Source organism: Listeria immobilis (genome assembly GCF_014322845.1).
In the GTDB taxonomy this organism is placed as follows: Bacteria; Bacillota; Bacilli; order Lactobacillales; family Listeriaceae; genus Listeria; species Listeria immobilis.
Genome location: NZ_JAASUA010000016.1, coordinates 1 through 12,730 on the forward strand (window position 1 = coordinate 1; position 12,730 = coordinate 12,730).

Here is a 12,730-nt window from a genome sequence, read left to right on the forward strand (position 1 = left end):
ACCAAGAATTGGCTAAAATAATTTTTTGGCCCCTTTTTGAATCATCCGATGGCCCCTTTTTCAGTTGCGTTTAACAAGATAAATAAAATATTAAGGAAAATGATCCCGAAACTTGCAGTAACGAGCTTCTACGGACTACATAGTATCGTGTTTTAAACATATCTAGTTTAATGAGAAACACCGATTTTTTTATTATATATAACAACTCCATAATTAGATAATGCTTATAATCTAATCCTCCAGGGTTGTGAAAAGTTCATGTACTGCATTACAAGCATCTTCAAGCTTTTCGTTATCTTCATCTGATAAAAAACGGCTACCACCTGCTAAAAAATCAGTTAAGTAGAGGCAAATTATAAATGCCTCTTTTGGAATGCTATCTTGTGTTTTCCATTCTTCAACAAAAATTTCAAGGGTTCCAAAAATCTCGTCATACAAGGCATCATCAAATATATTTTCATTTCTTAATTTAACCATAAAATTCATTACTTTATTATGAAAGCCTTGTAAGTCAGTCATTTTAACTACCTCCAAATATAAATAATATCCGTTGAATTAACCGCTCAACCATACCACACAAAACAACTTTATTCTTTATTCATAAAATCCGCTATCATTTTCCGACTTTCATGACAAAATAGAAAATGTTATGGAATCATCAGTAAGTTCAGTTAATGTGTACCCAAAGTCGATTAGGAATTGGCAACTTTTACTAATTACCTCCTTGGAATGTTCATCCATTTTCCTATGTCCCTCGCAATACTTGTTAGTCAAATATATGAATTTAAAGAATCCCTCAAGTTTCCAGATACTTTCTTTGGTAAGCTAGCTAATTCATATGTTTTATAGTCTTCTAACCACTGACAGTCTCCATTGAGCATGAAACTCCAATGCCGTGGAAGACCTCTCGAAAGGATAAGAAATGATACATCAATTCGTTCTTTCGCAGAGTTGTATTCTGGCAACTCTTCTCTATCTTTATCGTCAAAAACATGTAAAAAATAGGACCACACATCATAACAAATAAGCAAACCATCCATATCTCGACATACATAATTTAAAGAAACCTCATCAAAATGCATTAAAAAAACTAGAGCGAATGTTGGACCAATAAGCGCTATTTCTTCATCAGATAAAATTTTATAATTCAATTGATAGTCATCCTTTAATTGTTTGAATCGGTTTGTAAAATCAGCTTCATATTTCATTTTGAATCCTCCTTATTTCTTGGGTATCATCTGCATTTTTAGAGGCTCGTAAACATAACCATGCTTAGATAAGTATTGGTATTCTTTACCAAATCCAGTCAATTCTTTTAGACCAGTTATATCATTAATTCTATATAAGTTTCCTTTAAGCAGCAGAAATCACGAAGAGGATGTTTTGATTGAGTTTCCTTTTAAACTTTTGTCATCTGAATAATAGTGTATCATCATTTTTACTATATCATTTACAAGAAAAATTGTTAAACAAAAATAGCATTTGGAAATAAATGAAACAGTTGAATTTTTTTACATTCCAACTTTCCAAAAGGCTTTAATATTATGACATACGTAAAAGGGAATTTTGGCTATATAACAAATAATTGAAAAGCATAGTTATTTTACTTGAAAATAATAAGACATTCGGGACAGAATCAAAGGTTACTATTTACTTATAACTAATATTTTGATAATATAAGAATGAGCGTTCTAATATTTTAGAAAGGATGAATTATCATTGGGAAGAGTGAAGCAGTTTGATGAACAAGTTGTTTTAAATAAAGCAATGCAAGTTTTTTGGGAAAAAGGCTATGAGAAAACATCTATGCAGGATCTGGTTGATCATATGGGAATCCATCGTCGTAGTATTTATGACACTTTTGGAGATAAACACGAGCTATTCTTAAAATCACTTGATTGTTATGAATTTCGACTTAATCAAATAATTAATCAACAAGTAAAACAAGATATGACAATAAAAGAAAAACTTGAAACATTATTTTTGAGTGTATCTTCAGTAAATAATGAAAGTCCTAAAGGTTGTTTAATTGTAAATTCAGCAGCAGAATTATCTTTGTTAGATGAACCCATAAAAAAGAAAATACAAGAACTATTTGATAAAAGTGAAATGTATCTTTATCAGCTATTAGTGGAAGCTATGAATAAAGGAGAAATTTCAAAAAATAAAAATTTACAAGAGCTAGCAAGTTATTTGCATAATGCTTGGGTTGGCATAAGAGTACTAGCGAAAACTACCAATGACCAAACAAAGTTACACACCATTGTAAAAACAACCTTGTCAATAATTAAATAGAAAGTAGGTAGAGATATGAGTAAAAAGTACACAGTTATTACTGGCGCAAGTTCAGGTATAGGCTATGAAACTGCATTAGCTTTTGCTGAAAAAGAAAAAAATCTAATCCTTATTGCAAGACGAGAAGAACAATTAATTGCATTACAAAAAAAGATTCAAAAACAATATGCTAACTTGGATATCATCATAAAAACAAGTGATTTATCCGATAAAGAGCAAGTATATTCACTATATGATTCATTGCAACAGTATGAAGTTGAAACATGGATTAACAATGCTGGTGTTGGTAGTTCAAAAACATTAGTAAATAGTGATTTAAAACAATTGGAACAAATGATTGATGTAAATATATCAGCAACAACTATATTATCAACTCTATACGCTAAAGATTATGCCCAAACACAAGGCACACAACTAATTAATGTTTCTTCCGCAATGGGCTATGTAATCGCCTTGGGAAATGTTGGATATTCTGCTTCCAAGTTTTTTGTCAGTGTTCTAACAGAAGGACTTGCTGCCGAGCTGAAAAATGCACAACTACAAGCCAAAGTCTTAGCACCTGCCCTTACAGCTACTGCATTTATTCAACAAGCCAATGATTCAAATGCTACTGATTTATCTTCTAATAATTATCCAATACGAACACCCCAAGAAGTTGCTTCCTACTTAGTCGCACTTTATGAAAGTAATTATACAGTAGGCATTGTAAATGAAAAAAATGAATTCACTTTAAGAGATGCTATTTTCCCAATATTTACGATGTAGTTTTTATTTTTTAGCAATATTAGAATGAACGTTCTAATAAGCATATGTAAATTATCTATTTTTACAAACAGTCAAATAAAATGAAAGAATGGTGAGACGAAAATGAAAGCAGCACAAATCAGCAAATACTCAAAAGAACTACATGCGAATATTACAGAAATACCGATTCCCCCCATTTTGGATACCCAAGTATTAATAAAAGTGAAAGCGGCTGCTGTTAATCCGCTAGAAATTCTGAACATAACTGGTTCAGTAAAACTAATCCAAAATTATTCTATGCCTTTCACTCTTGGGAATGAATTAACGGGTATAATTGAGAAAGTTGGCGACAATGTCCAAGGCTTTAAAGTTGGAGATGCTGTCTACACTAGACTACCGATAGAACATATTGGTGCTTTTGCAGAATATGTCGCTGTTGATGCAACTGCCATATGGTTTTTACCTAGCCATTTAGATTTTGTTACAGGAGCAGCAGTTCCCTTAACAGGTCTAACAGCTTATCAAGGTCTGCACGAAAAATTAAACGCTAAAGCAGGTCAGACCGTATTTATTGCAGGAGGATCAGGTAGTTTTGGTCAAATGGCCATCCCTATTGCAAAATCAATGGGATTAAATGTTATTGTATCAGGAAATATTGCCGCTAAAGATCGAACTTTAGCAGTTGGTGCAGATCGCTTTATCGACTATAAAACAGAAAATTATTGGGAAGTACTAGAACCAGTCGATTTTGTGATTGATACATTAGGTGCATCCGAATTTGAACGAGAATTAGCAATTATCAAATCAGGTGGTCGTTTATTAAGTCTTATAACAGGCCCTAATAAAAGTTTTGCAATAAGCCAAGGAGTACCAAAATGGAAGCAATTTTTATTTGGTTTAGCTGGCTCCAAGTATGATAAAAAAGCAAAAGAAAAAAATATCGAGTATCATTTTATTTTTGTTCGGGCAGATGGAAAACAATTGGAACAAGTATCTAAAATTGTCGAAAAAAATCAGATTATCCCAGCTATTAATCCAACAAAATTTCAGTTAGAGGACATCAATCAAGCCTTAGAGCTAGTCGCAAACGGAGATCCAGAGGGGAAGGTAATCATAAGGTTTGATGAGTGACAAGAAGTAAAACCGAATAGAAGTCTTCCTTTATGAAGCAGCAGTTTGGATAGCATGAAATTAATAAAAAATAAACAAATCAGTGGTTTTATTGATACATTTATCGGGATTAACTTATATTTTAAATCAATTTATAATATAGAAATATAAAAAGCGCAATAATAGTTCAATGAAGTTTTAGTCTCGCTCAGGCTTTGGAAAGTAATTGTCTCTGATATTCAGAATGGTTATAAGAAGCCCAAATAGAAATGGTCTTCTTTTTATTGTATATTAATACAACTATTCATTACTCTTACTCGAAACAGCATGTCAAATATGCGTTACATTTTTTGCGCTTTCTCTATTTTATACCTAGAATTAGTATAAATAGTTAATTGATTGTATCTGGTTTAATTCATAAAGCGCTATTTATTACTATCCCTTCATAATAAATCTATTACTCTTTACACAAAACTCATTTATATTGATTCTACTCATATAAACACTTCTTGGTATAAGAACTACTCCTAATTATCCATTTTTATTAGCATTCTTCCAGTGCCTGTTAAAATGATTTACAGCACCATTATCTTCAAAACACTTTTTCATTATATTTTTTATATCTTCTTGACTTTTCCCATTTAAATCCGCTTCTAAATCAGAAAAATAATGAGAATTTGTATTGAATAAATTTTTTGCCAACTTATTATTTTTATAAAAACCTTCTTTCACATTAAAAATAATATATGTCTCGATAATTCGTCTAATAGGATTCAGCATCATCTCAGGCTTTTCTTCAGTATATAAAAAAACTAATTCGTGCCATAAAGCTTCATAGTTTGTCTTAAAATCTTGTCGTGCAGTCTCAATTTTATTAATTTTATTATAGTTATCGCAACGTTGAATCTTATAAAAATTATTTTCTTCAAAAACGTTTTCTCCACTTCTAGAATTCTTTATCTCATATGAACAATTAAGGTAGAAAAAAGTATTATGTGTTAATAGAATAAATTTACCAGAACTAGGATTTTTCTTATACTTTTTAATTATTTTTTGAAGTTCATCTATAATCAAATATTGCATGGTATCGTCATTAGAAGTCATTGGGTCATCAAATACAATAATCTTATTATTATCTTCACTAGAATCTAAAACCTCTGAAAGTTTTTCGATAAAATATAAGAAAGCAATAATGTTTTTTTCACCTGTTGATATTTCAGTAATGGATCGTATTTCTCCTAAATGACTCTTGATTTCATAAAACTCTTGATTATCAACTTTTTTTCTAATTAACTCAAATGAAACTAGATATTTCAGCTTAATATTAATATTATGAGCAAGTTTCTCAGTATTTTTAGTTTTCCTTTTAAGAGAAACGATTTCACTATCTATTTCATTTATCTTATCCTTTTCTATATTTATTTTAGACACTTCATTGTCAAAATTAATTTGTGCTTCTGATTCCTTTTGAGTTAACACTTCAAGCCTAGTGAGTTCAGATTCAAATTTAGATTCAACTATTAATTTTTTAACTTCGTGTAATCTTAAGTTGTCTCTTGCTTCACTTTTCTTTGTTTTTAAATTATCAGCAAATTCATTGTTTAATATCACTATTTCTTCATATTCAGAGAAGATATCATTAAAACTCGTCGGAAAAACTAGACTCAATTCACTATCCGCATTGAATAAATTTTTTTCTTTTTGCTCAAGTGCAGACATAAGTTCATCTAAAAAATTTTTTTGAATCTTAACTAATCCTTTAATCTTCTCATTTACTTTTTCAGCTACGGATAAAAAATCGGGGTAAAAATCTCCTATGTTCAGCACTAGTGATGAAAGGCTTTCTCTTTCTTCTTCAACTCTAGCTTTCTCCTCAGAAATACTCTTTTTTAGTGTCTCTACTTCATCGGTTGAAAAATATTCTTTCAGTAATGTTACTCTTTCCGTTGTAACCAAATTACCACAAAATGAACATTTTTCTCCTGCTTTATGGATATCCATACCTTCTTCAGCAAAATTATTTTTTTTAGAATCATTTTCTAGTTCTTCTAATATAATTTTACTCTCTACCTTTGATAAAAGTATTTCATTTACTGATTTTTGATATTTTGAGAAATCAATTTTTGGAAAAAGAATAGTTTTTGCTTTTTTACTTTCAGATTTTAAAATATCTTTATTTTTTTTAATCTCATCTTCTTTTATAAACTTAGCATACTCTATTTCTTTTTGAAAAGCATCTTTTCTATATTTGCGAGCATTTTCAACAAAAATATTATTTCCAGCTATTTTAGTTGCACACTGAGAATAAAATTTTTCGAGATCTTGTTTTTTTTCATCTTTTTCTTTTTTACTTTTTTCAAATCTTGAATATAAGTTTTCGCTCTCATTATTTTCTGGTATTATGATTTCTTTTGATTTTTTTTCAATTTCTTCAAGTAGCTTTTTTTTATCTGATACTTTACTCTTTATTTGCTCATTTATAGAAGTATTCTCTTTCCCAAGTGTTACAGCATTCAATTTATTATCCTCACCAATTATAGAGTCAAATCCTTGGAAAATACGAACATCAAGATCACCTCCACAGTACTCTTTTATATAATTAGTAATTGTTGATTTCCCAGTACCATTTTTCCCATAAACAAAATTAATTGCTTTGTCGAAAATAATCTCATTATTTGTAAATAAATTAACATTGCTTAAATCTAACCTCACTGTTATCCCTCTTTTCTGCTTCCTCAAAAAAGTCTAGTTTGTATTTTGAAATTACAAACTCTAAATAGTTATAGTGCATTATATTAACATGTAGCAAAATTATCTAGCATTATATTTTATTACTTATTGTTTCATAATACTCAACACATCTTTTTCAAATCGTTCTGCTAGCTCTTTATAATCTGTTTTCATACACATTTCCTTGCGTTTATTTGCGTAAGGGCTTAAAATACCATAAATATCTAAATGCTTACATAAATTAAAAATATTTTTTTCATGTAAAATAACACTTACACCATTATAGAACGCCATTCGAATAATAGGATTTAGTTTTACTATTTCTAGAATTCCACGATCTGCCGAGCAAAATGAATGAAGATATGTAAATGATTGCTTACAATTTCTTTCTCCCATATACATTTCTAAACACCTTATATGAAAAAGATCCCATGCCATACCTCTCAGCTTTCGAAATATATCCTTAGCATTTACTTGAACCCCACCAAAAAATTTTTCAACTGATTTATCACCTCTTAAAAACAAATAACATAAAACTAACTCGTTTTCCCAATAGCTAAATATCTCATTGTTAATACTGTCAAGTAATTGAAGTATTTTATTATCTATACTTTTTTTACTTGAGTGTTTAATATAAAATGTTTTTAAAAGTAAACAATAAATATATTCATATCTATCAACGGGATTAGTTTTAATTTCCACTTCCAGTTTTACAAGTTCATTCCATCGTTCATCTGCCAATACATATACTGAACTGTCCAGAATAAAGTGTTTCTTTTTTAATTCTGACTTATTTATATAATCTAATATAGAAAATGCTAACAAATTACGATAGATAACTTCTTTTTCAATGTCAAAATAATTAGCTCCTGATTCAAATAAATATGGTGTACAACTCAAGCTTTTCCCATTCTCTTTAATAAAAAGTAGCATATTCATTAAATCTGAATCTTCTTTCTTATCAAATACCACATTTTTCCATGCACCAATTACGTTTGAGTCAAAGTCCATACACTGATTAACTTTCAAAGCATAGTTATCACCCTTTATAATAGCGTTCTTCTCTAAAACAACAGTATTTTTATAATTACCTAGCTCTACAATACTATATTTCCCAAATTTACTATCACCACAAATTGGTTGAAATTGAGATTCACCAATATTAAACAATAGAAACTTAGCTCCTGGAAGTTTGTCCATGTATGACTCAAAAACCTTAATTGGATTCTTAGCTAATAGTATTTCATGTATTATAGATGTTGAATCTTTCATTTGCTATCCCTCATCTCAATTATTTTTTATATATTTTCCATATTTAATCACTCTAAGCAAACTTCCTTACTCCTGCGCTTCATCTACAATACTTTTTCTAATTATTTCAATTCTTTTTATTATCATTGCTAATGCGCATAGTGTGACTTTAAAAGCAAATCTCAATTCGTTTCCTAGTGTATATTTACGCCCGTGAATACATTCATTCCGTATATTTAACGAGTTGCTATTATACATAAAATTATAGACAAATAATAAATCTTCAACATTTTCATAATTTCCCAACTCTTTATATACGTCTAAAAGTATTTCACGGAGTATAGAGCTTGGATCTTTGCATAACATAAATTCTTTTTCACTTTCTTTATATGGAAAAATATTAAGCATCTTTGCCAACTCGCGTATTTGCTTCTCTAATATAGGAAACAGCTGCGTGACATGTCCTAAAATTAAGTCATCTGAATATGTTTGTAAAGGATGTTCAGTAATTTTATTCTGAAGTTCTTCATATAATTTTTTTTCTTCATGAAACATTTCCATATAATGGAATGTTTGTTGAATTGAGCTTTGATGTATTGCTTTTACATATGTGTCTATTTCTACATAATTAACAAATTTATGTCCATTCACTTTAAGTATATTTTCTATTATCTCTTTTAACGTAGCATCAATTTCATGTCGATTATAATTTATATTTTTCAATTCTTGTACCGGAAACACTTCGTTAAGATATATTCTAGTAAACATATCTGAAAAAGGACTTTCTGAAATATTCTTCATACATTGAATCAAAGCTGCCTCTTTAGATATTACACAATATCTAGCAAGTGATAATACATTATTTGATACGCCCACGTTATACTCCCCAACATCTCCTTTTGGAATTTCAAATTCACTCTCAATCAAATGTAATGCATCAGTACATCTATTATAGTAATCTTTCTCCCATAAACTTTGAATCTGAACCATTTCAAAATTTAATAACTGTCTATCAATGGTAGCACTACTATTTTTTAAACTAAATAAAAAACACATATACTTATAAAATAAACTGGCTAGCATAATTCCATCATCACGAGTTATGAATTCATTAAACCTTTCACTAACTTTCTTAAAATAATCTGTTGTTATTGTTCTAACTGTATATTTATTTTCAAAATAATCCATTAACTTACTGTACTCATTTACCTGATCAATTACTTTATATTGCTCATCGAAAAATTGTTTAAGAACTTCTTTTTGCGCTGTTGATATAGGAATATTATTTTTTTGTAATATTCCTATACTTTCTGGTTCTTTTATTTTTTGAAATCCATATATCATTTCTTTATACATAACTTCTCGGCTGATTCTAGTAATACTTTTATCTTCAAATAGATAGGAAATAATCTCAAAACTTGAGCATCTTAGGTGATTGTTTCCTTCATTTGCTGAAGCTATTGCCCCTATCATCAACTTAACGTGTTCTAACATAATCTTTTCTGATAATACTTTGCCAAAAATAACATAAGCTATCGTCTCTAGAACAAAGTCTGTAATTTCATCATGAAAAAAATCTTGTAGCTCTTGTATAACATCTTCTGTCCAAAGTGATGTGTCAGGATTTGATATACCGTTAATTTCTGCCATTGGTATTATTTTATGGTTTCTTATACTTATTTTCAGCATACTTAAAATATATTCTTCTTCCCATGAAATATATTCAGGTAACTCGATCATTGTATGACTAAAAACATTTGCTGATATTATTTTGTTTCTATAGTTCTTAAAAATTTCAATATTAGCTGGATAGGATACTTTCTGTATATTACCAATCAGGCACGTTTTCACTTGTTCAAAACCATTTACATCTATCATTCCTAGATATTTAATTATCTTCTCTTCCTCAAGTATTAAAGATTCTACATTAATAATTTTAAAAATATTATGTTTTAAAAATAAGCGAATATCTATCCTATATTCAGTTAAATTACTTAGGTTCTCTAATTTTGTTACCCAAATAAACAACAAAAATATTTTTGCATTTGTGCTTTCAATTAAATCCATAGCACTCTCCAATGACAGTTTTCCAATATAAAACTGAGCAATAACAAAAAACTCTTCTATTATTGGATTTTTAAATTCCACATCTCTAATACCAGTTTCAAGTATTTTTACAAAGTATGGATATATTTCAGATGTGTTTCTATATTGTGACCAAAAGCCTTCCATAGAATCAATTTCGCGCACATCATAAGTTTCCTCTATATGATTTATAAACCATTGCCAATCAGTAGACTTCCTCAAAATCCCGTCAATATACTTTTCTTTAATTTCATGTTCAAGATAATTTTTTGCCATTATCTAATTCTCCTATCTTATCCCTCTATTTACTCACTTGTTACATTACTCACATTATATCATATTTCTATCACTGAAATAAGAAATCTCTTCTTTTTTCATGAATAAGTACTATCTGGTTAAAAGCAAAAAATAAGCAAAAGCAAGTCGAATTAATATCAACTTGCTTTTGCTTATTTTATTCGATTTATTTGCTAATACTTTTGTTATTTACTAACTTCCATTAAATAATAGCAATTTTGAAACTAGTTTCATTTCAATTCTTTTTCTTAAATCTTCATCAACATATACTTGTGGATTACCAAATTCATCAAATAATACTCGTGTTGATAAAGTTACTATATACCCTGTAAAATGATTTGAAATTACTTCTATATCTCCTTGTGATGCTGCAACAATAACGGAGTATGATAGAATTATTTTTCTTTGATTGGTATCATTCATTTTTTAAGTTTTTCTATTATAAATTACAGTTTAATAGAAGTAAATATTATAAAAAAATGTTATCACTCAGCATAGAAAAACCCCTAAAACCCCATCATTACTGAGGTTTTAGGGCTTTGATTTTTATTCCCACTCCACCGTAGCAGGCGGTTTACTCGTAATATCATAAACAACCCTATTCACATGAGCTACTTCATTCACAATCCGCACTGAAATCTTCTCCAGCACATCCCACGGAATACGAGCCCAATCTGCAGTCATCCCATCAATACTCGTCACCGCACGAACAACCACAGTATGGTCATACGTTCTCCCGTCACCCATAACACCAACGCTACGGATATTTGGAAGGGCTGTGAAGTATTGCCAGATTTCGCGTTCTAAGCCGGCTTTTTTGATTTCTTCGCGTAAAATATAATCAGAATCACGAACGATTTCTAGTTTTTCTTCGGTGATTTCGCCAAGGACACGGATTCCAAGACCTGGACCTGGGAATGGTTGGCGCCAAACGATAGCATCAGGCATACCAAGTTCAGTTCCAAGGGCGCGAACTTCATCTTTGAAAAGGGTGTTTAGTGGTTCGATTAGTTGAAATTGCATATCTTCTGGTAGTCCGCCAACGTTGTGATGTGATTTGATTGTTTGGGCGGTTGCTGTACCACTTTCGATAATGTCGGTGTAAAGTGTTCCCTGTGCGAGGAATTCTACGCCGTCTAGTTTGTTTGCTTCGTCATCGAAAACGTAAATGAATTCGTTGCCGATGATTTTGCGTTTTTGTTCTGGATCAGATACACCAGCTAATTTGTCCATGAAGCGTTTTTTTGCGTCTACTTTGATGATGTTCATATTAAATTCACCTTGTAAAGTCGCCATTACTTGGTCTGCTTCACCTTTACGAAGCAAGCCGTGGTCTACGAAAATACAGGTTAGTTGGTCGCCAATCGCTTTATGGATTAACACACCTACAACAGAGGAATCCACGCCACCAGAAAGAGCAAGCAAGACTTTTTTGTCGCCAACGATTTCTTGGATTTTAGCGATTTCGACTTCGCTAAAGTTTTCCATTGTCCAGTCGCCTTTACAGCCACAAATGTTTAATGCAAAGTTCTTCAGCAGTTCGTTTCCGTATTCAGAGTGACGTACTTCTGGGTGGAATTGTACTCCGTAGAGTTGACGAGCTTCATCAGCAATTCCTGCAATCGGGCAAGATGGGCTTGTTGTCGTTACTTCAAAGCCAGCTGGTTCTTGTACTACTAAGTCGCCGTGACTCATCCAAACTACTTGATCTGTTGGTAGTCCAGCAAATAAACGGTTAGGTACTTCTACATGGATATCTGCTTTTCCGTATTCACGGTCTTTTGCGGCTTCTACTTTCCCATCAAAATGGACAGTCATTAATTGCATGCCGTAACAAATTCCTAAAATCGGAATACCCATGTCAAAAATTCTTTCATCCGCACGAAAAGCATCTTTATCGTATACGCTGTTTGGTCCTCCTGAAAAAATAATTCCCGTTGGATTTAGTGCTTTCATTTCTTCGAGTGTGATAGTATGCGGATGTAATTCACTATACACGCCAAAATCACGGATACGGCGCGTAATAAGTTGGTTATACTGGCTACCAAAGTCTAGAACGATAATTTTCTCTTGCTCGGTAAAGTCTTTCATAATTTTAAACAAAACCACCCTTATCTATAAAATGAAACCGCAAAAATGCGGTTACTTCACGGTAATAATAAGAAAAGGACAAATCACTTGTCCTTTTCATCTTCTTTCATTTTAACGTGTCCCCTCT

General features: G+C 30.8%; 10 protein-coding genes. 3 read left to right on the forward strand and 7 right to left on the reverse strand.

Annotated features, from left to right (window positions below; all coding sequences use genetic code 11):
* Positions 1-231 precede the first annotated feature (231 nt).
* Both HCJ45_RS14270 and HCJ45_RS14275 read right to left on the reverse strand, forming a co-directional pair.
* Positions 232-519: a hypothetical protein gene (locus HCJ45_RS14270; RefSeq protein WP_187125248.1), complete on the reverse strand. Its 288-nt coding sequence runs from the start codon at positions 517-519 to the stop codon at positions 232-234.
* Positions 520-770: 251 nt separating this feature from the next.
* On the reverse strand, positions 771-1,208 hold the full coding sequence (locus HCJ45_RS14275; RefSeq protein ID WP_187125249.1) for a hypothetical protein: 438 nt from the start codon (positions 1,206-1,208) through the stop codon (positions 771-773).
* Between the two features lie 520 nt (positions 1,209-1,728).
* Between HCJ45_RS14275 and HCJ45_RS14280 the strand changes: the two genes are divergently transcribed.
* The 3 genes from HCJ45_RS14280 (at position 1,729) to HCJ45_RS14290 (ending at position 4,170) form a co-directional block, all read left to right on the forward strand.
* Positions 1,729-2,295 carry a TetR/AcrR family transcriptional regulator gene (locus HCJ45_RS14280; RefSeq protein ID WP_343068912.1) on the forward strand — a complete coding sequence of 189 codons (567 nt, stop codon included), beginning with the start codon at positions 1,729-1,731 and terminating at the stop codon, positions 2,293-2,295.
* A gap of 15 nt (positions 2,296-2,310) precedes the next feature.
* Positions 2,311-3,060, forward strand: coding sequence for an SDR family NAD(P)-dependent oxidoreductase (locus HCJ45_RS14285; protein WP_187125251.1), 750 nt, complete (start codon positions 2,311-2,313; stop codon positions 3,058-3,060).
* A gap of 102 nt (positions 3,061-3,162) precedes the next feature.
* Positions 3,163-4,170, forward strand: a complete 1,008-nt coding sequence (locus HCJ45_RS14290) for an NADP-dependent oxidoreductase (RefSeq protein WP_187125252.1) — start codon at positions 3,163-3,165, stop codon at positions 4,168-4,170.
* Positions 4,171-4,680: 510 nt separating this feature from the next.
* Here the strand turns inward: HCJ45_RS14290 and HCJ45_RS14295 are convergent.
* The 5 genes from HCJ45_RS14295 to guaA form a co-directional block, all read right to left on the reverse strand.
* A complete protein-coding gene (locus HCJ45_RS14295) occupies positions 4,681-6,861 on the reverse strand; it encodes an AAA family ATPase (RefSeq protein WP_187125253.1) in 2,181 nt (726 codons plus the stop codon).
* A 123-nt stretch (positions 6,862-6,984) separates the two neighbouring features.
* On the reverse strand, positions 6,985-8,151 hold the full coding sequence (locus tag HCJ45_RS14300; protein ID WP_187125254.1) for a hypothetical protein: 1,167 nt from the start codon (positions 8,149-8,151) through the stop codon (positions 6,985-6,987).
* A gap of 66 nt (positions 8,152-8,217) precedes the next feature.
* Positions 8,218-10,491 (reverse strand): hypothetical protein, encoded by a 2,274-nt coding sequence (locus HCJ45_RS14305; RefSeq protein WP_187125255.1) that lies wholly within the window; start codon positions 10,489-10,491, stop codon positions 8,218-8,220.
* A gap of 213 nt (positions 10,492-10,704) precedes the next feature.
* On the reverse strand, positions 10,705-10,935 hold the full coding sequence (locus tag HCJ45_RS14310) for a helix-turn-helix domain-containing protein (protein ID WP_187125256.1): 231 nt from the start codon (positions 10,933-10,935) through the stop codon (positions 10,705-10,707).
* A 123-nt stretch (positions 10,936-11,058) separates the two neighbouring features.
* Positions 11,059-12,615: a glutamine-hydrolyzing GMP synthase gene (guaA, locus tag HCJ45_RS14315; protein WP_185381175.1), complete on the reverse strand. Its 1,557-nt coding sequence runs from the start codon at positions 12,613-12,615 to the stop codon at positions 11,059-11,061.
* Positions 12,616-12,730: the final 115 nt, after the last annotated feature.